Source organism: Pseudomonas sp. St29 (genome assembly GCF_001547915.1).
In the GTDB taxonomy this organism is placed as follows: domain Bacteria; phylum Pseudomonadota; class Gammaproteobacteria; order Pseudomonadales; family Pseudomonadaceae; genus Aquipseudomonas.
Genome location: NZ_AP014628.1, coordinates 5889378 through 5912298 on the forward strand (window position 1 = coordinate 5889378; position 22921 = coordinate 5912298).

Below are 22921 nucleotides of genomic sequence, written 5' to 3' on the forward strand. Positions count from 1 at the left end.
CTCGTTCGCAGCCTTGGGTAGCGGCTACAGGTACTGCGCCTACTCGGGCTTGAGCTGCAGGCGCGAGAGCAGGCCGATCAGCAGCACGTTGAAGAGAATCATCAGCAGACTGCCGAACAGGCCCACCACATTGATCAGCGCGCTCGGCAGCCAGTCGAATACGCTGAACCCGGTCAGGGACAGCAGGCGCTCGCCGAACCAGAACGAGTCAACGACGATCATCAGGATCAGGATGATTTTCAGCGTGGGAACGGGGTTGCCCATGGTGCCTTCCTTGTCGAGGGGGATGTTGTAGGAGCCGGGGTGGCGATGGCGATCTTACGGACGCTTTCGCTGACAAGCCAGCTCCTACCGGCAGTGGCGTCAGGCTTGCAGGTAGCGCAGCACCGACTCGCAGATCATTTCCCGGTGCCGTTGCTTGATGGCTTCGTCCGGCAGGTCGATCTGGAAGATCTCGCCAAAGGTATGACGGTTCGACACCCGATAGAAACAGAACGAGCTGATCAGCAAATGCACGTCCAGCGGATCCAGGCCGCTGCGGAACACCCCTTCCTGCGCGCCACGCTCGAGGATCTCGCCCAGCGCATGGAGGATGGTGTTGTTCATCGCCTTGATCACGCCGGACTGCTTGACGTACTCGCCCTTGTGGATGTTCTCGATGCTGACGATACGCACGAAATCGACATTGCGGTCGTGGTGATCGAAGGTGAACTCCACCAGCCGGCGAATCGCCTCCTGCGGCGCCAGTTCCGCCAAGTGCAGGCGGCTCTCGGTGCTGCGGATATCGCCGTAGAGTTTCTCCAGCACCTCGACGTACAGCTGCTCCTTGCTGCCGAAGTAGTAATAGATCATGCGCTTGGAGGTGTGGATGCGCTCGGCGATCGCATCCACCCGCGCGCCGGACAGGCCCTGCTGGACGAACTCGACAATGGCTTCTTGAAGGATGTTCTCGCGGGTCTTTTCCGGGTTGTTCTTGCGACTCTTGCGCGGTTCGAGAGCTGGCTCATCGGGCGCAATCGAGCGTTCACTGGTCATTGTCATTCTGGGCTCACGGCCATCACTGCACACGCGGGCGATTATGGGCCGCGTCCTGTCGCGAAAGAAAGCACAGAGGCGGCGGTTTGCCGCCTCCGGTTACCAATCCGCTACAACTTGGCCTGACGCACCGCGCCACTGCGGGACTTGGCCATGGCCGCCAGACGCACCGCCACGTTGGCCGCGCCATAACCGGCGTAGCCGTTCTTGCGCTGGATGATCTCGAAGAAGAAGCGCCCTTCGAAGGCCTCGGTGTAGACATGGAACAGCTCACCGCCCTGGGCATCGCGGTCATACAGGACGTTGTAGTAGGCCAGCTCGCTGAGGAACTCATCGTCGAAGTCAAAGCGCGCGGCCAGGTCGTCGTAGTAGTTGAGCGGAATGTCCAGCAGCGGCACCCCGGCCTGCTTGGCCCGGCTGACCTCGGCGAAGATGTCGTCGCAATCAAAGGCGATGTGATGCACCCCCGAGCCGCGATAGCTGGACAGCGCATGGGAGATCGCGGTGTTGCGGTTTTCCGAGATGTTCAGCGGCAAGCGGATCGAGCTGCAGCGGCTGCGCAGGGCCCGGCTTTTCACCAGGCCATAAGGATCGGGCAGCACCACTTCGTCATCGGCCTCGAAATCCAGCAGGCTCTTGTAGAACAGCGCCCAGCTGTCGAGGCTGTCCGCCGGCAGGGCCATGGCCATGTGGTCGATGCGCTTGAGGCCGCCCTTGGCCTGCACCCCTTCGTACAAGTTGAAATCGGTGGCGTACAGGTGCTGGCCACCCTGCTGCAGGTCCACCAGGTAGATCAGACTGCCATCGGGCTCGCGCACCGCTGCCAGCTCCAGCTCGTTGGGACCGACCAGGCCGCGATAGGGCTGGCCCTTGTAGGCCACCGCCCGCGCCAGGGCCTTGGCACTGTCCTTGACCCGGATGGCCGTGGCACACACCGACGGGCCATGGGCCTCGAAGAAGCTGTGGGCGAAGGAATAGGGCTCGGCGTTGAGGATCAGGTTGATATCGCCCTGGCGCATCAGGCTCACGTTCTTGGAACGATGCTGTCCGGCCTTGGCAAAACCCAGGCGCTCCAGCCAGCTCCCCAGCTTGGCGCCCAGGGCATCGTCCACCGCGAACTCGAGAAACTCGGTGCCGCCATAGGCTTCAACTGCCGGCGGGGCGAACAGGATGTCCAGGTTGGGAACCGGCTGCGCTTCCTGCAGCAGGCGCTCGCGGGTCTTCTCCTCCAGGTACAGCAGGGAACGCAGGCCATCGGCGGCGTTGGCCCGCGGCGGCGCGGCGCGAAAACCGTCGTTGAAGATCTCCAGGGACAGCGGCCCGGTGTAGCCGCTCTTGATGATCGGCGCCAGAAAGCCCGGCAAGTCGAACTCGCCCTGGCCGGGGAAGCAGCGAAAATGCCGGCTCCACTCCAGCACGTCCATGGCCAGGATCGGCGCGTCGGCCATCTGCACGAAAAAGATCTTGTCCCCGGGAATCTCGGCAATCGCCGCCGGGTCGCCCTTGAGCGACAGGGTGTGGAAGCTGTCCAGCAGCACCCCGAGACTTGGGTGATCGGCGCTGCGCACGATGTCCCAGACCTGTTGATAAGTATTCACATGACGGCCCCAGGCCAGGGCCTCGTAGCCGATGCGCAAGCCACGGGCGCCGGCCCGCTCGGCCAGCAGGTGCAGGTCGTCGATGAGGATTTGCCGCTCCCCGAGGCTGTCGGCCTGGGCGTTGCTGCACACCAGCACCAGGTCGGTGCCCAGCTCCTGCATCAGGTCGAATTTGCGTTCGGCGCGTTCCAGGTTGCGCGCCAGGCGATCACGGCGGCAGCCCTCGAAATCCCGAAACGGCTGAAACAGGGTGATGGCGATCCCCAGGTCGGCGCACATCTGCCTGATTTCCCGGGGACTGCCGTCGTAGTAGAGAAGATCGTTCTCGAAAATCTCCACCCCATCGAACCCTGCGGCGGCAATGGCTTCGAGTTTTTCCGGCAGGGTGCCGCTCAAGGAAACGGTGGCAATGGAACGCTGCATGATTCAACTCCCGGGAAATGACGGCCGGTGGCGCCCGAGCCTTTTATTCGATGGAGCGGATTATTCCACAGCATGATTCAAAGTGTACGAACCAGTTAGTTTTGTGTTCGATTATCGAACAGAATGCCGATTGGCGAATTGACGATTTTTCGGCCACTGCGCACCATCGACAACACATTGAGCCGCCCCGAAAACCGCGGCTTCAATCACCCAGACCCAGAACAGACCATAAAAATTTCAAAAATCGGGTACACCCTCATGCTTGCACTCAACGCCCCGCCCTGCTGCTCATCCCTTTGGCTTGCGCCTGGAACGACCTCAACCGGCACCCTGGATCACGACACGCGACAGCCCTGAGCTGCGGTCGTCCCGATGACGTTCGTCCACCTGCAGCAACGCCGCAACGACGAACCTACCCAGCCGATCAATCACCCAGTCCCCGGCGCACATGCCCTCGCTGACGATTGATCACGCGCCTTAGAGTTCCGACGAGCCCTGGCTCGTCAGTCACTGAACGGATGGCTTACATGATTCCTTCTCAAAGCTCTCGCATCGCCCCGAGCCTGCGTGTTGCCGGCGGTATCGGCGACAAGATCCGCGGCGCCATGGCCGTCGGCAAGACCCGCTGGGGCATGCTCGCCCTGGTGTTCTTCGCCACCACCCTGAACTACATCGATCGCGCCGCCCTGGGCGTGATGCAGCCGATCCTGGCCAAGGAAATGAGCTGGACGGCGATGGACTACGCCAACATCAACTTCTGGTTCCAGGTCGGCTACGCCGTGGGCTTCGTGCTCCAGGGCCGGCTGATCGACCGGGTCGGCGTGAAGCGGGTGTTCTTCTTTGCCGTACTGCTCTGGAGCCTGGCCACCGGCGCCCACGGCCTGGCCACTTCGGCGGCGGGTTTCATGGTCTGCCGGTTCATTCTCGGGCTCACCGAAGCCGCCAACTACCCGGCCTGCGTGAAGACCACGCGCCTGTGGTTCCCGGCCGGTGAACGTGCGGTGGCCACCGGCATCTTCAACGCCGGGACCAACGTTGGTGCGATGTTCACGCCGATGCTGCTGCCCTTGATCCTGCATGCCTGGGGCTGGCAGGCGGCGTTCCTGTGCATGGCCGCACTGGGCGGCATCTGGCTGCTGTTCTGGGGCCTGAAGTACTTCAACCCGGAAGATCACCCCAGCGTCAAAGCGTCGGAGCTGGCCTACATCCAGCAACAAGCGGAACCCGAGGAAACCCGCGTGCCCTTCAGCCGCATCCTGCGCATGCGCGGCACCTGGGCCTTCGCCCTGGCCTACTCGCTGACCGCGCCGGTGTTCTGGTTCTACCTGTACTGGCTGCCGCCGTTCCTCAACCAGCAGTACAACCTGGGGATCAACGTGACCCAGATGGGCATCCCGCTGATCATCATCTACCTGACCGCCGACTTCGGCAGCGTCGGTGGCGGCATCCTCTCCTCGTTCCTCATTGGTCGCGGCATGAACCCGATCAAGGCGCGGCTGCTGTCGATGTTCATGTTCGCCTGCTGCATCATCGGCGTGATCATGGCCGCCGGCACCGCCAACCTGTGGCTGGCCGTGTTCGCCATCTCCCTGGGGATCGGCGCCCACCAGGCCTGGACCGCCAACATCTGGAGCCTGGTGATGGACTACACGCCCAAGCACATGATGAGCACCGTGTTCGGCTTCGGCGGCATGTGCGCGGCCATCGGCGGCATGTTCATGACCCAGATCGTCGGCCACATCCTCACCGCCACCAACAACAACTACACCGTGCTGTTCACCCTGATCCCGGCCATGTACTTCATTGCCCTGACCTGGATGTACTTCATGGCCCCTCGCAAGATTCCGCAAGTAGAAGACTGATGCTCCTTTCACGCAGGCCCGCCCAGGGCCTGCGTTTTTTTTATCTGCTTGTGCCCCCTTTTGTTTTCCCACACTCGGAGATCGTCCCATGACGCTGGGTAACCTGAGCATCGCCAAGCGCGCCGTGATCAGCTTCGGCGTGATTGCCCTGCTGGTCCTGCTGCAGGGGCTGTTCGCCCTCAAGCAAGTGGCCGAAGTCCGCGCCACCGGCCAGCACACCGAAAACATTTCCCTGCCCAGCACCCGCTACCTGGGAGAAGTGCGCGACTACGTGCTGAGCATCCGCGTGCTGAGCCTGCGCATGGCCCTCAACCGTGAACCCAAAGTGCTGGAAAGCACCATTGCCCGCCTGCATCAGGTGCAAGCCTGGCTCGACCAGGCCCTGGCCAGGTTCGCGCCGCTGGTGGGCGATCACAACCGGGTGCAGTACGAGACATTCCTCGCCACGGTCAAGAGCTACCAACAGGCCCTGGCCGAGTACGAAGCCCTGTCCCGGGACAATCGCAGCAGCGAGATGACGGCCCTGCTCAACGGCAAGATCCAGGATTACTCGACCCAGACCGGCGACCAGTTCACCGAACTGATGAACCTGACCGCCGAGGAAGTCAGCCAGTCGGCCCAGCGTGCCGACGCGCTGTACACCCAGGTCAAAGTCACGGTGATCGGCGCCCTGCTGGCCGTCGCCGTGCTGACCCTGTGCCTGGCCTGGCTGCTGATTCGCAGCATCGTCATGCCCATCCGCCAGGCCGTGGGCGTGGCCGAGCAAGTGGCCGCCGGTGATCTCAGCCGCCCGATCCACAGCGAGGGCAGTGATGAAACCGCGCGCCTGCTCAAGGCCCTGGCCAGCATGCAGGCCAGCCTGCGTGAAACCCTGCAACTGATCAGCAGCACCTCGACCCAACTGGCCGCCGCCGCGCAACAGATGAGCCAGAGCACCCACCAGGACTCCAGCCGGCTGCAGCAGCAACACAACGAAATCGAGCAAGCGGCCACCGCGGTCAACGAGATGACCGCGGCCGTCGAGGAAGTGGCGCGCAACGCGGTGTCCACCTCCGACACCACCCGCCAGTCCACCGCCCAGGCCGCCCAGGGACAGACCCGGGTGATCGAGACCCTGGACTCGATCCAGGCCATGAGCAGCGATGTCGGCACCGCCCTGCAGCAAGTGCAGACCCTGGCCGAGCAGTCACGGGAAATCGGCAAGGTGCTGGACGTGATCCGCGCCATCGCCGAACAGACCAACCTGCTGGCCCTGAACGCCGCCATCGAGGCCGCACGGGCTGGGGAAGCCGGGCGTGGTTTTGCCGTAGTGGCAGACGAAGTGCGGGCCCTGGCCCATCGAACCCAGCAGTCGACCCAGGAAATCGAACAGATGATCGGCCGGGTCCAGGGCGACACCGACAGCGTGGTGCAGTCCATGCACGGCAACAGTCAGCGGGTGGCCCAGACCCTGTCCATCGCCGAACAGGCCGGGCTGGCCCTGGGGGAAATCACCCGGGCCATGGAGCAGATCCACGAGCGCAACCTGGTGATCGCCAGTGCCTCGGAAGAACAGGCCCAGGTGGCCCGTGAAGTGGACCGCAACCTGCTGAACATCCGCGACCTGTCCCTGGAAAGCGCCGATGCCGCCACGCGCACCAACGCCACCAGCCAGGAGCTGTCGCACCTGGCGGCCGGCCTGCAGAACCTGGTGGTGCGCTTCCGCTTCTGAGCCGTCTCAGCGGCGGCGTTGCTGCCAGGCCGCCGCCAGCCCGCTGAGGCAGATCACGGCGATGCCCACTTGGGTAATCCCATCCGGCGTGTGGCTGAACAGCAGCCAGCCCAGCAGCCCGGCAAAGACAATCTGGCAATAGCCGAAGGGCGCCAACAGCGCCGGTGCCGCATGGCGAAAGGCCTGGGTCAGGAACAGGTGGGCGCACATGCCACAGGCCCCCAGCGCCAGCATCAGCACGCCATGGACAATCCCCGGGGTCTGCCAGAAGAACGGCACCAGCGCCGTCATCACCAGGGTGTTGCACAACCCGGCGAAGAAGTTGCTGGTGGTGGGGCTGTCGTGCTCGGCCAGCTTGCGGGTCAGCAGTTGATAGAAGCAGAAGAACAGCGCCGAACAGAACGGCAGCAGCACCGCCGGCGTGAAGAGTTCACCGCCCGGGTGGACGATGATCAGCACCCCGACAAAACCGCAGATCACCGCCAGCCACTGGCCGCGGGTCACCTGCTCGCCGAGCAAGGGCACCGACAACGCGGTGACCAGCACCGGCGCGAGAAAGTTGACCGCCGTCGCCTCGGCCAGGGGGATGAACAGCAGCGCCGAGGTGAACAGCAAGCTGGTGCTGAGCAGGCACAAGGCCCGCAGCACTTGCAGCAGCGGTCGCTTGCTGCGCAGCACCCGCAGGCCGGATTGCGGCAGGAAGATCCCGGCCATCAGCAAGGTGTGGACCAGGTATCGGGCCCAGACCACCATGATCACCGGGAAGAACCCCGAGAGGTATTTGGACAGGGCATCGTGGCTGGCGAACAGGAAGGTCGCCAGGACGATCAGCAGGATGCCCTTGAAAGGCTGATTGATCCCGGAAAGGGGCGTGCTGCGGGTCATGGGCATTCCTTGAAGGTGATTGAAGACACAGCTTCGCCGGCAAGCTGGCTCCTAGCGGGTAGTTGTAGGAGCCGGCTTGCCGGCGAAAGCCCTCCCGCCCACTCAGGTCCTGGCCAGCAGCGCGCGAGTTGCATCCAGCGCCATCTGTGCCCGCTGCAAGGCACTCACGCCCTGTTCGAGCAATTGCACCGTGGGAATTTCCAGGCTCAGGGGCAACTCCGGCGGCAGACACTTGAGCAACCCCGCCAGATCACAATCGCCCTCCCCTGGAAAGCGCCGCTCGTTACGGGCCTGGCGCAGGATCTCCTGCATGTCGTCCGGACGCGGCCCGGCCACGTCGCACAACTGCGCGTAACGCAGGCGCGCCGGATCAACCTTGGCCAGGTCCGCCAGGCGCGAGCCGGAACGGTCGAAATGGAAGGCGTCCACCAGCACACAGCCATTGTCACGACCGGCGTTTTCCACCACCCGCACGGCCTGCTCCAGGTTACGCGCGTCGGTCCAGGGCATGAACTCCAGGTGCGGGTGCAACCCGTACTGCCGCGCCAGATCGCACAGGGCGGCGAAGTTGTCGGTCATGCGCGCCTCGTCCGGGTCATTGCCCGCCACCAGCAACTCGCTGGCGGCGAACTCGGCGCCCACCGCCAGCAGCGCTTCGAAGTCCCCCACCCGGGTCTGCGGCTTGAGCCGCAGGATCTCCACATCCAGCACCCGCACGCCGCTATCGCGCAGGCGCGCCAGGGTCTGGCGACGCAAGCCGGCATCCGCCACCAGCGGGAAGTGATGCTCCTCCGGGGTCGCCGGCTCCAGGCGCAGGCCGACATGGCTGTAGCCGGCCCGGGCCGCCACCTCCACCATCTCCGGTGGCGACAGCTCCAGCACGGTCAGGCTGGCCAGGGAAAAAATCCGCTCACTCATCAGTCGTTCACTCAATCGGGGTTGGGGTGCAGGCGCGACCCGTGGCCGCGGCCTGGCGAATCGCTTCGACCAGCGCCAGGGTGCGCGCAGCATCGGCGGCGCTGACCAGGGGCGCGACTTCGCCGCGGACGACTTGGACGAAGTGCAGCAATTGCAAGCGCAGGGCCTCGCCCGGCTCGAAGGCCTCCTGCTGCATCAGCAAGGGTTGATGCCAACCCTCCCCGGCTTCGGCGTAATGCCAGTGCTTGAGCTGGGGAATGCTCAGCGCGCCCTCGGTGCCGGCCAGCAGGTAGCAAGGCTGGTCGGCATGACGCGGATACACCGGGTTCTCCCCGGCATCCAGCTCCCAGCTCCAGGGCGCGGCCGCGGCATCGGAACCGGTCAGGCTGCCCAGGGCGCCGCTGTCGAACTGCAGCAGCACCGCGGCGCAATCTTCGTTGGCGTAGCCACGCACGCTGTTGCTGGTGATGGCCTGTACTTGTCGTACTTCGCCACACAGGTGGCGCAGCAGGTCCAGGTCGTGGATCAGGTTGGTCAGCAACATGCCGGCCCCGGCCTCGCGGCGCCAGGGAATATCGAAGTAGCTCTCGGGTTTGCGCAACTGCCAAAGCGCGGTGACGTTGGTCAGGCGGCCCAGGGCGCCGCTGTGCACCAGAGCATGGGCGCGGGCGATCAATGGATTGTGGCGCCGGTGGTGGCCCACCAGCACCGGCACGCCCGTGTTGCGCGATGCGGCCACCAGCTCGCGTACTTCATCCAGGTGCACGCCCACCGGTTTTTCCAGCAGCACCGGCACGCCTGCGGCCAGGCAATCCAGGGCAGTGCTGACGTGAAGATTGTTGGGATTGGCGACGATCACCGCGTCCGGGCGAATGTCCTCCAGCAGGGTCCGGTGATCGCTGAAATGCGGCACCTGCCATTGCGCGGCAATGGCTTGCGCCTGGGGTCCGGGATCGGCCACGGCGCACAGCCGGGCCTCGGCCAGGGTATTGAGGTGCTGGTAGTGCTGCTGCCCCATGTTGCCGACGCCGATCAGGGCAATACGCAGTGGCGGGTTCAATGGAAGATCCTCTTGTGATTGTTATAGGGACAATGAATTCCAAATATTTAGAACTCAGTTCCATTTTCATACAAGAGAGATAAAAAATACCGTCCGATTATCGAACGGCTTTGTGCCGAGCCGAGGCTCGTGTAGCCACTGCCGCAGGCTGCGAACGGCTGTGCAACAGACGCGGCGATATCAAGGCCACCACCCGCCCGACGGTAGATCGCCAGGCAAGGCCCTGCGGGCCTTTGCGCAGCCTCGCAGGCTCGGCAGCGGCTACAGAGGACATACCGAAGCCTTTGTAGCCGCTGCCGCAGGCTGCGAACGGCTGTGCAACAGACGCGGCGATATCAAGGCCACCACCTGCTCGACGGTAGATCGCCAGGCAAGGCCCTAGGGGCCTTTGCGCAGCCTCGCAGGCTCGGCAGCGGCTACAGGTTGAACAGTTCGGAAGCCTGGCTGGCGGCCGACAGCTCTTCGGCAAAGCGCAGCAGCAACGGCGCCAGTTGGTGCAGCCGCGCCAACGGCAGGCGCGCGCTGGGGCCGGCGATGCTGAGCACGCCCACCACCCGGCCATCGATGGGATGACGCACCACGGCGGCAATCGCCGAGGTGCCGACCGCCGAGCTTTCCTCGACCCAGGCGTAGCCCTGCTCGCGGGCCAGGCGCAGGCGTTCGAGCAACTCGATGTTCGAGCGCGGTGCATTGGGCCCCAGGTCCGCCGGGGGCTCCACGCCCTGGCGCTCCACCAGCGACAAGGCCTCGGCATCGCTCAGGGTGGCCAGCCAGGCATGCCCGGAAGCGGTATAGAACAGCGGCGCCTCGCGGCCCATGTCCGGGTCGTAGCGCAGGCCGGAACGGGCGCCCTGGGACTTGGCGATCCAGGTCTGGCGCTCGCCCTCGATCACGCCCAGGCGCACCAGCTCGCCGGCCTCCTGGGCCAGCCGATCGAGCACCGGCTGGACAATGTCGGCGCCGCTGACCGCAAGGTAGCGAAAGCCCATGGCCACCAGCCGGGTGGACAGCTGGTAGCGCAGGTTGTCCGGGTTCTGGCGCACGTAACCCAGGCGAATCAACTCCGCCAGCAGGCGATGGGTTGCACTTTTGGGGATCTCCAGCTGTTCCGCCAGGGTCTGCAGGGGCAGGCCGCGGGGATCACCGGTAAGACGTTCGAGAACGCTGAAGACGCGTTCGATTTGACTGCCAGCCATGGTCGGGTCCCGACAAAATTTGGCCGATTCTAGTGACAACGGGCCGGTTGGGGAACTGCGCGGCAGGGTTCGATTACCGCCCAGAATCGACGCAGCCGGACCCGGGGCCCGGCACAACGCCTTGTGCGCAGGTTAGCCGAGCCCGTATATTTTTTGGAACCACCTTCCACAAATCCAGCATCCAGCGACTGCGCCACAGCCCTATTGGCCGGGCATCGTCCGCCCAAGCGTGCTGTACGCCCCTCAACCGCCGGCCACCGCCCCGACCTGTCGCCCCCGGCTGCGCTGTTTTATCCACAGGGAGATTGCCCATGCCTCACACCCTAGATTGCCCGGTCCTGACCCACAGTGGCCTGCACATGCCCAAGCTCGGCCTGGGCACCTGGCCGATGCTCGATCTGGAATGCACCCGCGCCGTGGAACAGGCCCTGGAGCTGGGTTACCGGCACATCGACACGGCCCAGGCCTACCACAACGAAGAGGCCGTGGGCCTGGCCCTGGCCAATAGCGCGGTCCCCCGGGAGCAGATCCACGTCACCACCAAGGTCTGGTGGGACCAGTTGCAGCCCGATGCCATGCGCCACTCGCTGGAGCGCAGCCTGAAAGCCCTGCGCAGCGACTACGTCGACCTGTTCCACATCCACTGGCCCGCCAGCGACTGGGAGCTGGAGCGCAGCATCGACACCCTGGTGTCGTTCAAGGAACAAGGCTGGGTGAAGCACATTGGCGTGGCCAACTTTCCCCTGGCCCTGCTGCGCCGGGTGGTCGAGGAATTGGGCGCGCCGTTGTCGGCGATCCAGGTGGAGTACCACGTGCTGCTGGGGCAGCGCGGCCTGCTGGATTACGCCCGCGAACGCGACATGGTGCTGACCGCCTATACCCCGCTGGCGCGCAACAAGGTTTCAGAGGTGGCCGAGATCCAGCAGATCGCCGCCAAGCACGGCGTGTTGCCGACCCAGGTGGCGCTCAAATGGTTGCTGGACCAGGACAACGTCGCGGCGATCCCCAAGGCCAGCAGCCGGGCCAACCAACTGGCCAACCTGGACTCCCTGAAGATTCGCCTGGACGATGCAGACCGGGCGCTGATCGCCGCCCTGCCCAAGGATCAGCGTCAGGTCAGTCCGGACTTCGCTCCGGCCTGGGACGCTTGCGACCACTGATGCCCACCCTTCCCTGGCGCCACGGCGCGGCGTCAGGCAAGGGTTTCTGGAGGGGCGGCCCGGCGATGTTTCAGAAGTCGAAGAATACCGTCTCGCCTTCACCCTGAATGCGGATGTCGAAGCGGTAGGCGCGCTGGCCATTGATCTCGCAAGGATGGGCCAGCAGGGTTTCCCGGCGCTGCGGCTGCTCGATCAGGTTCAGCACCGGGCACTGGGCGTTGGCCTCCGGCTCATCGGCAAAGTACAGCCGGGTGTGCAGGTGGATATTGATCCCCCGGGCAAACAGCGACAGGTTGATGTGCGGCGCCATGGGCACCCCGGCAGCGTTCTTCACCACCCCGGGCTTGACCGTGTTGAGGGTCCATTCCCCGGCATCGAAGGTGGTGGCGGTGCGGCCAAAGCAGTTGAACGGCTTTTCAGTGTCGAACACCGGGTCGTAGACCCCGGCAGAATCGGCCTGCCAGAACTCCAGGAAGGAATCGCGCACCAGGTGGCCGTTGCCGTCGTACACATGGCCGATCAGCAGGATCCGTTCGCCCGGCGCATCGGGCTTGGCCATCTGGTTCCAGATTTCCTCGGGGCGGGTCGGGTTACCCGCCGCCGCCAGGGCCAGGCCGATGTGCACATAGGGGCCGGCCGTTTGCGAGGGGGTTTCAGGCAGCAGTTGAACAGGCATGGCGGGCTCCTCAGCAGTTTTCGAAGTGGGTCTTGCGCTGGCCGCGCAACACGATGTCGAAGCGGTAGGCCAGGCAGTCCATGGGATTGGCGTTGCCCATGTCCAGGCGCGCGATCAGGCTTTGCACCGCATCCGGATTGGCGATGGACTTGACGATCGGGCACAGCGGAATCAAGGGATCGCCTTCGAAATACAGCTGGGTGATCAAGCGCGTGGCAATCGACGGGCCACTGATGGAGAAGTGGATATGCGCCGGACGCCAGTCATTGGGGCCGTTGCGCCATGGGTAGGGGCCGGGCTTGATGGTGCGGAAGCTGTAATAGCCGTCGCGGTCGGTGAGGGCCCGGCCGACACCGCCGAAGTTCGGGTCCAGGGGCGCCAGGTAGCGGTCGTTCTTGTGCCGGTAACGGCCGCCGGCGTTGGCTTGCCACATCTCCACCAGGGTGTGGGGAATGGGTTTGCCGTACTGGTCGCAGACCCGCCCGGAAACGATGATCCGCTCCCCTACCGGCAAGCCGCCGTTATTGAAGTTGAGCAACAGGTCGTTATCGAAGCGCCCGGTGCGCAGATGGGAAAAGTCCGGGCCGCTGGTTTCGCTCAGCGATTGCGGAATGCTCACCAGTGCCTGGCGCGGCGAGCGGGCAACGGAGGTCTTGTAGTCGGGGGTCAGGGCCTTGGGGTGCCAATTACGGTCGCGAATCACGAAGCGACTGCTGTCTGCATCAGACATGTCGTTCTCCTGTTGTTTGATTTATGGAGCGCAGCGGGTGCAGTTTCAAACAAATCAGGAGCGCGGAAAATTGAAATGCCGCCCTCAACCCATAACCAAATGGTTATGGATAACAGCCTTCGCGATAGGCCTGTCCCACCTCCCTGAGTACCTCGACCGCCCATTGCGCCGCCAGGGACAGCGGCAGGCTGGCGTTGCTGGAGATGCCCAGCGAACCGCCGGGCTCGCGCAGGCCCAGGTCCAGTTCCTGCAGTTCGCCATTGGTCAGGTCCAGGCGCACCGCATCCAGCGGCGCGATCCACAGCGCATCGCTGGACAGGGTGTAACGCCGGCTCAGGGCCACCGACAGGGTTTCCAAACGCTGTGCCGACTGGGCAATGCCGCACTGCACGAACAGGCTGTCGGCATGCTTGCGGATGCTGGTGCCGGCCAGGGGCAGCACCAGGGGATATTCGCTCACCGCGTCACGGGTGAAGGGACCGACCACCAGCGGATGCTCGGGGCGAGCCACCAGGGTCATGGATTCGCTGTACAGGTGCTCGAAGCTCAGGCCCTGGATCTCCGGACTCTCGGTCATGCGGCCCACCACCAGGTCCAGATCGCCGACCCGCAACTGCGACAGCAGATAGGCGCTCGGGCCGGTCACCACGCTCACGGTCAATGCCGAGTGCCGCTGGTGCAGGCGCCGCATCACCTCCGGCAGCAGCAGGCTTTCCACGGTGGACAGCACGCCGATGCGGACCAGCCCGGCGGCATATTCGCCGCCGCGCAGGCTGCTGACGCCCTCGCGCAGGGCCTGCACCGAAGGCCCGGCGTAACGCAGGAAGGCCCGCCCGGCCTCGGTCAGGCTGAGGCCGGCCTTGCTCCTGGCAAACAGCCGGGTTTCCAGCAGGGCCTCCAGTTCCTTGAGGGTTTTCGACATTGCCGGCTGGCTCACCGCCAGCCTATCGGCGGCTCGGGCCAGGCTGCCCTGGCGGGCCATTTCAAGAAAACACACCAGGTGACGGAATTTGATGCGGGTATCGATGTTCAATAGCAAGCCCCGAATGAGTCTGGACCGGATCGATCCTGCGCCGGGCCATGGTAGCGTGCGCAAAAATCCCTGACGACCGGACTGGCGCCGGTCTGAGCCACCAGCAACACTGACCAGCAGCAAAAACGAGGACTCCCCCATGCTTTGGAAAAAAGGCCGGCGCAGCGACAACGTCGTCGATGTGCGAGATGACAGCAGCAGTGGCGGTGGCGGTGGCATGCGGTTTGGCGGCGGCAAGGGGTTGAGCCTGACGGCGATCGTGCTGATCGTCGGTATCGGCTGGGCCACCGGCCAGGACCCGCTGCAGATTCTCGGGCAATTGCTCGGCCAGAGCAGCCAGACCTCGGCGCCGGCCACCCCCCAGGCGCGCAAGGCGCCCCCGGCCAACGATGAGCAGGCGGAATTCGTGCGCGCCATCCTCGGTGATACCGAAGACACCTGGGGCCAGATCTTTCAGCAGGCCGGCCGCCAGTACCAGGCGCCCAAGCTGATTCTGTTCCGTGGCCGGGTCAACTCCGCCTGTGGCGCGGCGACTTCCGCCAGCGGGCCCTTCTACTGCCCGGCCGATCGCCAGGTGTACCTGGACATGGACTTCTTCCGGGAAATGGCCCAGCGCTTTTCCGCCGCCGGCGACTTCGCCCAGGCCTATGTGATCGCCCACGAAGTCGGGCACCACGTGCAAACCCTGCTCGGGGTGTCGGCGAAGATCCAGGCGGCGCGTCAGCAAGGGCGGCAGATGGAAGGCGATGGCGGCTTGCTGGTGCGCCAGGAACTGCAGGCCGATTGCCTGGCCGGGGTCTGGGCCTACCACGCCCAGCAACGCCTGAACTGGCTGGAACCGGGGGACGTGGAAGAAGCCCTGAATGCCGCCAACGCCATCGGCGACGACCGCCTGCAGCAGCAAGGCCAGGGCCGTGTCGTGCCGGACTCCTTCACCCATGGCACCTCGGCGCAACGGGTGCGCTGGTTCAAGACCGGCTTCAGCCAGGGCCAGGTCGGCCAGTGCGACACCTTCGCCGCCAAGAGCCTGTAAATGCGTCGCCTGCTGGCACTGCTGCTGTGCCTGGGCAGCCTGAGCGCCCAGGCCGCTGAACACGGGGTCAAGGTCATCAGCCCCGGGCGCCTGCCCCTGGAGGGCGGGCAGCTGGCCCTGGGCCTGAGCCAGGACTGGCGCCAGCCGCTACCCGGCGTACAGCGGGCGCTGATCATCGTTCACGGTCGTCTGCGCAACGCCCAGACTTACCTGAAGAGCGGCGAAAATGCTGCCGCACGAGCCGGGCAAAGCGCCGCGACCCTGGTGATCGCCCCACAGTTTCTCAACCAGGGCGACAGCGCCCGCCATCCGTTGCCGGCCACGCTGCTGCGCTGGCAGGGCAATGCCTGGATGGCCGGCGAACCCGCTGCCGACCCCGTAGCCATAAGCTCCTACGCGGTGCTGGACGCCATCCTCCGGCGCCTGCAGGACCGCCGGCTCTTTCCCGCACTCAAGGAAGTGGTGATCGCCGGTCACTCCGGTGGCGCTCAGGTGGTGCAGCGCTATGCCCTGACCACCGGCAAGCATTCCGAGCTGGAAAAGCTCGGCATCGGCCTGCGCTTCGTGATCGCCAATCCGTCGTCCTACGCCTACTTCGATGCCACACGCCCGGTGGCATTCGCGCCGGTCAACTGCCCGGGTTTCAATGACTGGAAATATGGCCTGAACCGGCTGCCGGCCTATGCCGCCGGGCAGTCCCCGGCGCAACTCGAACAGGGCTACGTGGCGCGCGACATCACCTACCTGCTGGGCCAGCAGGACATAGACCCCAACCACCCGGCCCTGGACAAGAGCTGCGCGGCCGAGACTCAGGGGGCCTATCGGCTGATTCGCGGACGCAACTACTTCGACTACCTGATGCGGCGTCACCCGCAAGGCTTGCCACAACGGCTGGTGGAAGTACCCGGCGTCGGGCATGACGGCGACCGAATGTTCACCTCAGCCGAAGGGCAGGCGGCGCTGTTCAACTAGACCAAGGCGCTGCCAGCCATGACGCTTTCGCCGGCAAGCCGGCGCCTACGGGGCGGGCAGCAGCCGGCTTGCCGGAGAGCAGGCCTTCAGGCCGACAGCAGTTCGTGCAGCTGCGCGCAATCCCGGGCATGCCAGTCGGTCAGCTCCGGCCAGGGGTTGTCCGGCAGGTTCACCAGCACCGTGCGCGTTCCCGCGGCGCGTCCGCAGTCCAGGTCGAAGCGGTAGTCACCCACCATCACCATGCGCTGCGGCGCCACGTCCCAAGCCTCGGCCAGCTTGAGCAAACCACCCGGATGGGGTTTGGGCGGGGCCTCGTCGCGCCCCAGTACATCGGCCTTGGCAAAGCAGTCCGCCAGGCCGATGGCTTCCAGGGTCACGTGGGCCAGTTCCCGGGCATTGCGCGTGAGGATGCCCAGGCGATAACCGCGCCCGGCCAGGTCCCGCACCAGTTCCACCGCGCCCGGCGCCGGGCGCGACCCCAGGGCCAGGTCGCGCTCGTGCTCCAGCAGCCAGGCATGCTTGGCCGCGGACTCGTCCGCCGGCAAGGCCGCCAGGTGCGTGAGGATGTCGTCCTCTGGAGGAATCGACAGCGCCTCGCGGATCGCCGCGAAATCATGCACGGCGATGGTCAGGGTGCCGTCCATGTCGAACACCCAGTGTTTTATCTCTGTAAGACTCATGCCCAATCCTTGCGATGACGGATCAACCCTTCCTGAGTCACCGAGGCTACCAGTTGCCCGGAGCGGTTGAACACGCTGCCCCGGGAAAAGCCCCGGGAATTGCCGGCCCAGGGGCTGTCCATGGCGTACAGCAGCCAGTCGTCGGCCCGCAGGTCGGCGTGGAACCACAGGGCGTGATCGAGGCTGGCGACCTGCATGTCCTTCTGCCACACCGACTTGCCGTGGGGCAGCATCGAGGTGGTCAGCAGGCCGAAGTCCGAGGCGTAGGCCAGCAGGTATTTGTGCAGCGCCGGGATGTCCGCCAGGGCGCCGTCGGCGCGGAACCAGACGTACTTCACCGGGTCCATCGGCTGCGGGTTGTAGGGGTCCTTCTCGGTCACCGGGCGCACTTCGATGGGCTTGGGGCACAGCAGTTTCTCGCGCATGTGCTCGGGAATCAGGTGCGCGCGCTGGGTGGTGATCTCCAGCTCCGACGGCAGGTTTTCCGGCCCGACCACCTGGGGCATGCTGTTCTGGTGCTCGAAACCTTCTTCGTCGTACTGGAAGGAAGCACTGCAGGTGAAGATCGGGTTGCCCTTCTGGATCGCGGTCACCCGGCGAGTGCTGAAGCTGCCGCCGTCGCGCACCCGATCCACCTGGTAGACCACCGGCAAGGCGGCGTCGCCGGGACGCAGGAAGTAGCCATGCATGGAGTGCACATGGCGCGCCTCCTCCACCGTCTGACTGGCCGCGGACAACGACTGGCCGAGCACCTGGCCGCCAAACAGCTGGCGAAAACCCAGGTCCTGGCTGCGACCGCGAAACAGGTTTTCCTCGATGGCTTCCAGGGTCAACAGATCGACCAGATCATCCAGCACATGACTCATTCAGACTCTCCTCACACAGGGCAAAACCGCGCAATCTCGGCTGCGGCGGTCTATCAATTGGGGCCAGGTATCTCGTCGGCACATTCTAAACGTGCGCGCCTGCTATCCATGCAAGGTTTCCAGCCATTGTTCGCGGGTAATGCGGTACAGCACATGCTCGCGCAACGGATGATCGGCGGCGAGTTTAGGGTGTTCGAAATCCTCCTGGGCCGCGTGATGCATGCCAATGGCCTGCATGACTTTCTGCGACGGCAGGTTATTGCGGGTGGTGAAGGCCACGACTTCGTCCAGGGCCAGTCGATCGAACGCGCAACGCAAGGCAGTCCAGGCCGCTTCGCTGGCATACCCCAGGCCCCAGTGTTCCCGGGCCAGGCGCCAGCCGATCTCCACCGCAGGGGTAAAGGTCGCTTCGAAGCCCACCTCCAGCAGCCCGGTAAAGCCGATAAAGGCACCGTTATCCTTACGTTCAAGCGCCCAGAGGCCAAAGCCATGTTCGGCGAAATGCCCGCGTATGCGCCCGATCAGCGCGGCACTTTCCAGACGACTCAAGGGCGCGGGAAAGTAGCGCATGACTTGCGGATCGGCACACATCGCGGCAAATGCCGGCAAATCATCATCACGCCACTGGCGCAGCAACAGGCGCGCGCTTTCGAGTTGCAATATTGGCTCCATCGGGCCCCTCCGTTTCCATGGGTGCAAGTCTACATCGCTGGTAGGATCCTTCACGGGTTCCTCTAAGAAAATGCCATGTCATTGCCACTGATCTATCACGACGACTACAGCCCCGAGTTTCCGCCGGAACACCGCTTCCCCATGGACAAGTTCCGCCTGCTGCGCGACCACCTGGTGGACAGCGGCCTGACCCGCGACGCCGACCTGCTGCGCCCCGAGCTGTGCCCGGCCGACATCCTCGCCCTGGCCCACGACCCCGCGTATATCGAGCGCTACATGAGCGGCGAGTTGTCCCGGGAAGACCAGCGGCGCCTCGGCCTGCCCTGGAGCGAAGCCCTGGCCCGGCGCACCGTGCGCGCTGTCGGCGGCTCCCTGCTGACGGCCGAAAAGGCCCTGCAACATGGCCTGGCCTGCCACCTGGCCGGCGGCACCCATCACGCCCACTACGACTACCCGGCGGGGTTCTGCATCTTCAATGACCTGGCGGTGATCAGCCATTACCTGCTGCAAAGCGGGCGCGTGGGGCGGGTGCTGATCTTCGACTGCGACGTGCACCAGGGCGATGGCACTGCACGGATCCTGCAACATACCCCCGATGCGGTGACCGTCTCGCTGCACTGTGAAAAGAACTTCCCCGCACGCAAGGCCCAGAGCGACTGGGATATCCCACTGCCCATGGGCATGGGCGACGCCGACTACCTCAAGGTGGTGGACGACACCCTCAACTACCTGCTGCCGCTGTATCAGCCCGACCTGGTGCTGTACGACGCCGGGGTCGACGTGCACCAGGACGACGCCCTGGGCTACCTCAAGCTCACCGATGCCGGTGTGGCCGAGCGCGACGAACGGGTCATGCGCCATTGCCTGGGCCGCGACATTCCCGTGGTCGGGGTGATCGGCGGCGGCTACAGCAAGGACCGCCAGGCCCTGGCCCGGCGCCACGGCATCCTCCATCACAGTGCACAGCGGGTCTGGGAATCCTCGGGCTGCTACTGAACCCCGCGGCCTTACCCACATCCGCTGTGGAGCCGCTTGTGGATAACCTGGGAGAAAGCCCCGCCAGCCCATGTTTTCCGGGGGCCGCGAGCAATCGTCTGTTTTTTGATCAATGCCATCAGACGGTCACAGTGTTGTGGGTCGCTTACCCCCAATCCCTGTGGAGCCGCCTGTGGATAAGCTGCGTGAAACACGCTGCAGCCCTCTATCGACAAGGCTTGCAGCGCGGCGCCTGTTTTTTGATCAGCGGCATCTGGCGTTCGGCGACGCCCTAGCGCTTACCCCCAATCGCTGTGGAACCGCCTGTGGACAACCTGCGTGAAAGTCGCCACAGCCCACGCGGCGCAAGGCCTGCAGACAATCGACTAGTTTTTGATCAGTTTCATCAGGGTGTCATCCAGGTGTGGGCCGCTTACCCCCAATCCCTGTGGAGCTGCCTGTGGACAACCTGCGCGAAAGTCGCGCCAGCCCACGGCACACAAGGCATGCAGCCCGATGCTCAGTTTTTGACCAGGCTGCATCGGTCCAGCAAGCCCCCTGCACCTCGGGTAGAATGCCCGGCCTATTTCCTCAGCCCCGCCTCTGCCATGACTGCATCGCACTCTTCCACGCCCCACCACGTCGCAATCATCGGCGGCGGTCCCGCCGGCCTGATGGCGGCCGAGGTACTGAGCCAGGCCGGCGTTCGGGTCGATCTGTACGACGGCATGCCATCGGTGGGCCGAAAGTTCCTCCTGGCCGGGGTCGGTGGCATGAACATCACCCACTCCGAAGCCTACCCGGCCTTCCTCTCGCGCTATGCCGAGCGGGCCCCGTACATCGCCCCGCTGCTGCGCGAATTCGGCGCCGAGGCCTTGTGCCAGTGGATTCACGGCCTGGGCATCGACACCTTCGTCGGCAGCTCCGGGCGGGTGTTTCCCACCGACATGAAGGCCGCGCCACTGCTGCGCGCCTGGCTCAAGCGCCTGCGCGACGCCGGGGTGGTTATCCACACCCGCCACCGCTGGCTGGGCTGGAATGCCGACGGCAGCCTGCGTATCCAGCACCCCGACGGCGAGCTCGCGGTAAAGGCCGATGCCACCCTGCTGGCGTTGGGTGGAGGCAGTTGGTCGCGCCTGGGTTCAGACGGCGCGTGGCTGCCGCTGCTGCAACAGCGCGGCGTGCAGGTGGCGCCCTTGCAACCGAGCAATTGCGGGTTCGAGGTCAGTGCCTGGAGCGAGCTGCTGCGCAGCAAATTCGCCGGGGCGCCGCTGAAGAACGTGGCCATCGGCCTCAATGACGACATCCCTCGGCTGGGTGAATGCGTGATCACCGCCAGCGGCATCGAAGGCAGCCTGATCTATGCCCTGTCGGCAGCGATCCGCGACAGCATCCTCCGGCACGGGCAAGCGACTGTTCATATCGACCTGCTGCCGGGCAAACCTCGGGACAAGGTTCAGGCGGCCCTGGCCAAGCCGCGTGGCTCGCGCTCCATGGCCAAGCACCTGCAGAGTCAGTTGGGGATCGAGGGGGTCAAGGCCGGGTTGCTGCGGGAGCTGACAGGCGCCGACACCTTCAACGATCCGGCACGCCTGGCGGCGGCGATCAAGGCGCTGCCCTTGACCCTGGTGCGCCCGCGGCCACTGGACGAAGCCATCAGCAGCGCCGGCGGCGTCACCTTCCAAGCGCTGGATGAACGGCTGATGCTGGCGCCAATCCCGGGAGTGTTCTGCGCCGGGGAAATGCTCGACTGGGAAGCCCCCACCGGCGGTTACCTGCTGACCGCCTGCTTTGCCAGCGGACGGCGGGCCGGGCTGGGAATGCTCGAATGGCTGAACAGCAGCGGCAAGCCATAAGCTGCAAGCGGCAAGCTCACCTGAACTTGCCGCTTACAACTTGCAGCTTGTAGCTGCTTTCAAGGTTTGCGCTTGCGCGGTCCGGTGTTGAACGCCGGGACCTTGCGCACCGGTTTCACCGCCGGGGCTTCGGCCACTTCGCCACTGTCCACCCACTTGCCCAGGTTGCGCTTGCCGCCACCGCCTGAGGTTTTCGGCTTCTTGGGCTTTTTCGGTTTTTTCACCACCTGACCGCTGGCGTCGGTTTCCGGTACCCGGTGCTCGGGCTCGAAATCCGGCTCTTCATGACGCTTCAAAGTCTGGCGAGTGAGCATCTCGATCGCCGACAGCAGGTTGACTTCATCGGCGCACACCAGGGAGATCGCCTCGCCGGTGGAGCCGGCACGGCCGGTACGACCGATGCGGTGGATGTAGTCCTCGGCGACGATCGGCAGGTCGAAGTTGACCACCAGCGGCAGGTCTTCGATGTCCAGGCCACGGGCCGCCACGTCGGTGGCCACCAGGATCTGGATCTCGCTGGCCTTGAACCGGTCCAGGGCGCGCTGGCGCGTGGCCTGGGGCTTGTCACCGTGGATGCCGTCGGCGTTCACGCCCTGGCCCTGCAGCTTCTCCACCAGGGCGTCCACGCCGTTGCGGGTCTTGGCGAACACCAGCACCTGCTTCCAGCGGTTCTTGCGCAGCAGATGGCTGAACAGCTCCGGCTTGCGCTTCTTGTCCACCGGCACCACCCATTGCTTGACCGTGTTGGCGGCCACGTTGCGCGGGCTGACCTCGATGCTCAACGGGTCCTTGAGCATCTGCCCGGCCAGCAGGCGGATGGCGTCGGAGAAGGTCGCGGAAAACAGCAGGGTCTGGCGCTTTTTCGGCAACGCCGCGTAGATGTCCTTGAGCTCCTCGGAGAAGCCCAGGTCGAGCATGCGGTCGGCTTCGTCCAGCACCAGGGTCTGCAGCTGGCTGAACTTCACCGCGTTCTGCCGGTACAGGTCCAGCAGACGCCCCGGAGTCGCCACCAGCAGGTCCACGCCTTTGCGCAGCTTCATCATCTGCGGGTTGATGCTGACCCCGCCGTACACCGCATAAGTGCGCAGCGGCAGGTGCTCGGCGTACTGGCGCACGCTTTCGTGAACCTGTTCGGCCAGCTCCCGGGTCGGCACCAGGATCAGCGCACGCACCGAATTGCTGTCGACCTTCGGCCCTTCCATGGTCAGCAACTGCAGCAGCGGCAAGGCGAAACCGGCGGTCTTGCCGGTGCCGGTCTGGGCCGCGGCCATCAGATCACGCCCGCCCAGGACCGCCGGAATGGCTTGTGCCTGTACCGGGGTCGGGGTCTGGTAGCCGAGGGTTTCAAGGGCGCGCAGCAAGGGTTCGATCAGGCCAAGAGTGGCGAATGTCATTGGGGGTACCGTAGGAAAAAGTCAGCACAGAAGAGGCAATGGCCGGCAGTTTACCGCACTTTTGCGCGCTTGCTTTCCCGACCGCCGCTTGGCATCGCCGGCCATCCACCGCCTCGTACATGACCGAAAAGGCCTGGCGGACATGTACAAGCAACAGGTCGATTCATAACATTCACCGCGCCGGCA

At 64.9% G+C, this 22921-nt stretch carries 21 protein-coding genes; 7 read left to right on the forward strand and 14 right to left on the reverse strand.

Translation table 11 applies throughout. The features are described 5' to 3' along the window. Positions 1-39: 39 nt before the first annotated feature. The 3 genes from PST29_RS26240 to quiC form a co-directional block, all read right to left on the reverse strand. A complete protein-coding gene (locus PST29_RS26240) occupies positions 40-264 on the reverse strand; it encodes a hypothetical protein (RefSeq protein WP_060841204.1) in 225 nt (74 codons plus the stop codon). A 99-nt stretch (positions 265-363) separates the two neighbouring features. Then, a complete protein-coding gene (locus PST29_RS26245) occupies positions 364-1041 on the reverse strand; it encodes a TetR/AcrR family transcriptional regulator (protein WP_060844695.1) in 678 nt (225 codons plus the stop codon). A gap of 104 nt (positions 1042-1145) precedes the next feature. Next, positions 1146-3056: a 3-dehydroshikimate dehydratase QuiC gene (gene quiC, locus PST29_RS26250; RefSeq protein ID WP_060844696.1), complete on the reverse strand. Its 1911-nt coding sequence runs from the start codon at positions 3054-3056 to the stop codon at positions 1146-1148. A 527-nt stretch (positions 3057-3583) separates the two neighbouring features. Between quiC and PST29_RS26255 the strand changes: the two genes are divergently transcribed. Both PST29_RS26255 and PST29_RS26260 read left to right on the forward strand, forming a co-directional pair. After that, positions 3584-4918: an MFS transporter gene (locus tag PST29_RS26255; protein WP_060844697.1), complete on the forward strand. Its 1335-nt coding sequence runs from the start codon at positions 3584-3586 to the stop codon at positions 4916-4918. Positions 4919-5006: 88 nt separating this feature from the next. After that, positions 5007-6629, forward strand: coding sequence for a methyl-accepting chemotaxis protein (locus PST29_RS26260; RefSeq protein WP_060841208.1), 1623 nt, complete (start codon positions 5007-5009; stop codon positions 6627-6629). Positions 6630-6635: 6 nt separating this feature from the next. Here PST29_RS26260 and PST29_RS26265 read toward each other — a convergent pair whose 3' ends face one another. From PST29_RS26265 to PST29_RS26280, 4 genes are all read right to left on the reverse strand, one after another. After that, positions 6636-7514 (reverse strand): DMT family transporter, encoded by an 879-nt coding sequence (locus PST29_RS26265; protein ID WP_060841209.1) that lies wholly within the window; start codon positions 7512-7514, stop codon positions 6636-6638. Between the two features lie 102 nt (positions 7515-7616). After that, positions 7617-8432 carry a sugar phosphate isomerase/epimerase family protein gene (locus tag PST29_RS26270; protein ID WP_060844698.1) on the reverse strand — a complete coding sequence of 272 codons (816 nt, stop codon included), beginning with the start codon at positions 8430-8432 and terminating at the stop codon, positions 7617-7619. A gap of 7 nt (positions 8433-8439) precedes the next feature. Further along, positions 8440-9492: a Gfo/Idh/MocA family protein gene (locus PST29_RS26275; protein ID WP_060844699.1), complete on the reverse strand. Its 1053-nt coding sequence runs from the start codon at positions 9490-9492 to the stop codon at positions 8440-8442. A 416-nt stretch (positions 9493-9908) separates the two neighbouring features. Then, a complete protein-coding gene (locus PST29_RS26280; RefSeq protein WP_060841212.1) occupies positions 9909-10688 on the reverse strand; it encodes an IclR family transcriptional regulator in 780 nt (259 codons plus the stop codon). A gap of 311 nt (positions 10689-10999) precedes the next feature. On the opposite strand from PST29_RS26280, the gene PST29_RS26285 reads away from it, so the two are divergent. Continuing rightward, a complete protein-coding gene (locus PST29_RS26285; RefSeq protein WP_060841213.1) occupies positions 11000-11848 on the forward strand; it encodes an aldo/keto reductase in 849 nt (282 codons plus the stop codon). Positions 11849-11918: 70 nt separating this feature from the next. Here PST29_RS26285 and pcaG read toward each other — a convergent pair whose 3' ends face one another. The 3 genes from pcaG to pcaQ form a co-directional block, all read right to left on the reverse strand. Further along, entirely contained in the window at positions 11919-12524 is a 606-nt protein-coding gene (gene pcaG, locus PST29_RS26290) for a protocatechuate 3,4-dioxygenase subunit alpha (RefSeq protein WP_060841214.1), read from the reverse strand. A gap of 10 nt (positions 12525-12534) precedes the next feature. Further along, positions 12535-13254: a protocatechuate 3,4-dioxygenase subunit beta gene (pcaH, locus tag PST29_RS26295; RefSeq protein ID WP_060841215.1), complete on the reverse strand. Its 720-nt coding sequence runs from the start codon at positions 13252-13254 to the stop codon at positions 12535-12537. Between the two features lie 103 nt (positions 13255-13357). After that, on the reverse strand, positions 13358-14287 hold the full coding sequence (gene pcaQ / locus PST29_RS26300; RefSeq protein WP_060844700.1) for a pca operon transcription factor PcaQ: 930 nt from the start codon (positions 14285-14287) through the stop codon (positions 13358-13360). A gap of 139 nt (positions 14288-14426) precedes the next feature. Between pcaQ and ypfJ the strand changes: the two genes are divergently transcribed. Both ypfJ and PST29_RS26310 read left to right on the forward strand, forming a co-directional pair. Further along, positions 14427-15320, forward strand: a complete 894-nt coding sequence (gene ypfJ, locus PST29_RS26305) for a KPN_02809 family neutral zinc metallopeptidase (protein ID WP_060844701.1) — start codon at positions 14427-14429, stop codon at positions 15318-15320. Further along, positions 15321-16292, forward strand: a complete 972-nt coding sequence (locus PST29_RS26310) for a hypothetical protein (protein ID WP_060844702.1) — start codon at positions 15321-15323, stop codon at positions 16290-16292. 86 nt (positions 16293-16378) lie between these two features. Here PST29_RS26310 and PST29_RS26315 read toward each other — a convergent pair whose 3' ends face one another. From PST29_RS26315 to PST29_RS26325, 3 genes are all read right to left on the reverse strand, one after another. Further along, positions 16379-16972 (reverse strand): HAD family hydrolase, encoded by a 594-nt coding sequence (locus tag PST29_RS26315; protein ID WP_060844703.1) that lies wholly within the window; start codon positions 16970-16972, stop codon positions 16379-16381. Further along, positions 16969-17838 (reverse strand): acyl-CoA thioesterase II, encoded by an 870-nt coding sequence (tesB, locus tag PST29_RS26320; RefSeq protein WP_060841220.1) that lies wholly within the window; start codon positions 17836-17838, stop codon positions 16969-16971. Before tesB ends, PST29_RS26315 begins: the two co-directional genes overlap by 4 nt. A 102-nt stretch (positions 17839-17940) precedes the next feature. Next, positions 17941-18510: a GNAT family N-acetyltransferase gene (locus PST29_RS26325; protein ID WP_060841221.1), complete on the reverse strand. Its 570-nt coding sequence runs from the start codon at positions 18508-18510 to the stop codon at positions 17941-17943. Between the two features lie 75 nt (positions 18511-18585). Here PST29_RS26325 and PST29_RS26330 point away from each other — a divergent pair, with 75 nt between their 5' ends. Both PST29_RS26330 and PST29_RS26335 read left to right on the forward strand, forming a co-directional pair. Beyond that, positions 18586-19506 carry a histone deacetylase family protein gene (locus PST29_RS26330; RefSeq protein WP_060844704.1) on the forward strand — a complete coding sequence of 307 codons (921 nt, stop codon included), beginning with the start codon at positions 18586-18588 and terminating at the stop codon, positions 19504-19506. 587 nt (positions 19507-20093) lie between these two features. Next, positions 20094-21341, forward strand: a complete 1248-nt coding sequence (locus PST29_RS26335) for a TIGR03862 family flavoprotein (protein ID WP_060844705.1) — start codon at positions 20094-20096, stop codon at positions 21339-21341. A gap of 59 nt (positions 21342-21400) precedes the next feature. Here the strand turns inward: PST29_RS26335 and PST29_RS26340 are convergent, their stop codons facing one another. After that, complete coding sequence (locus PST29_RS26340) at positions 21401-22735, reverse strand: DEAD/DEAH box helicase (protein ID WP_060844706.1); 1335 nt, start codon at positions 22733-22735, stop codon at positions 21401-21403. Positions 22736-22921 lie beyond the last annotated feature (186 nt).

What these genes read in the sequence shown, in the direction of transcription:
- PST29_RS26240 (WP_060841204.1), bottom strand. Translation starts at nt 264, where the DNA reads ATGGGCAACCCCGTTCCCACGCTGAAAATCATCCTGATCCTGATGATC.
- PST29_RS26245 (WP_060844695.1), bottom strand. Translation starts at nt 1,041, where the DNA reads ATGACAATGACCAGTGAACGCTCGATTGCGCCCGATGAGCCAGCTCTC.
- quiC (WP_060844696.1), bottom strand. Translation starts at nt 3,056, where the DNA reads ATGCAGCGTTCCATTGCCACCGTTTCCTTGAGCGGCACCCTGCCGGAA.
- PST29_RS26255 (WP_060844697.1), top strand. Translation starts at nt 3,584, where the DNA reads ATGATTCCTTCTCAAAGCTCTCGCATCGCCCCGAGCCTGCGTGTTGCC.
- PST29_RS26260 (WP_060841208.1), top strand. Translation starts at nt 5,007, where the DNA reads ATGACGCTGGGTAACCTGAGCATCGCCAAGCGCGCCGTGATCAGCTTC.
- PST29_RS26265 (WP_060841209.1), bottom strand. Translation starts at nt 7,514, where the DNA reads ATGACCCGCAGCACGCCCCTTTCCGGGATCAATCAGCCTTTCAAGGGC.
- PST29_RS26270 (WP_060844698.1), bottom strand. Translation starts at nt 8,432, where the DNA reads ATGAGTGAGCGGATTTTTTCCCTGGCCAGCCTGACCGTGCTGGAGCTG.
- PST29_RS26280 (WP_060841212.1), bottom strand. Translation starts at nt 10,688, where the DNA reads ATGGCTGGCAGTCAAATCGAACGCGTCTTCAGCGTTCTCGAACGTCTT.
- PST29_RS26285 (WP_060841213.1), top strand. Translation starts at nt 11,000, where the DNA reads ATGCCTCACACCCTAGATTGCCCGGTCCTGACCCACAGTGGCCTGCAC.
- pcaG (WP_060841214.1), bottom strand. Translation starts at nt 12,524, where the DNA reads ATGCCTGTTCAACTGCTGCCTGAAACCCCCTCGCAAACGGCCGGCCCC.
- pcaH (WP_060841215.1), bottom strand. Translation starts at nt 13,254, where the DNA reads ATGTCTGATGCAGACAGCAGTCGCTTCGTGATTCGCGACCGTAATTGG.
- ypfJ (WP_060844701.1), top strand. Translation starts at nt 14,427, where the DNA reads ATGCTTTGGAAAAAAGGCCGGCGCAGCGACAACGTCGTCGATGTGCGA.
- PST29_RS26310 (WP_060844702.1), top strand. Translation starts at nt 15,321, where the DNA reads ATGCGTCGCCTGCTGGCACTGCTGCTGTGCCTGGGCAGCCTGAGCGCC.
- PST29_RS26315 (WP_060844703.1), bottom strand. Translation starts at nt 16,972, where the DNA reads ATGAGTCTTACAGAGATAAAACACTGGGTGTTCGACATGGACGGCACC.
- tesB (WP_060841220.1), bottom strand. Translation starts at nt 17,838, where the DNA reads ATGAGTCATGTGCTGGATGATCTGGTCGATCTGTTGACCCTGGAAGCC.
- PST29_RS26325 (WP_060841221.1), bottom strand. Translation starts at nt 18,510, where the DNA reads ATGGAGCCAATATTGCAACTCGAAAGCGCGCGCCTGTTGCTGCGCCAG.
- PST29_RS26330 (WP_060844704.1), top strand. Translation starts at nt 18,586, where the DNA reads ATGTCATTGCCACTGATCTATCACGACGACTACAGCCCCGAGTTTCCG.
- PST29_RS26335 (WP_060844705.1), top strand. Translation starts at nt 20,094, where the DNA reads ATGACTGCATCGCACTCTTCCACGCCCCACCACGTCGCAATCATCGGC.
- PST29_RS26340 (WP_060844706.1), bottom strand. Translation starts at nt 22,735, where the DNA reads ATGACATTCGCCACTCTTGGCCTGATCGAACCCTTGCTGCGCGCCCTT.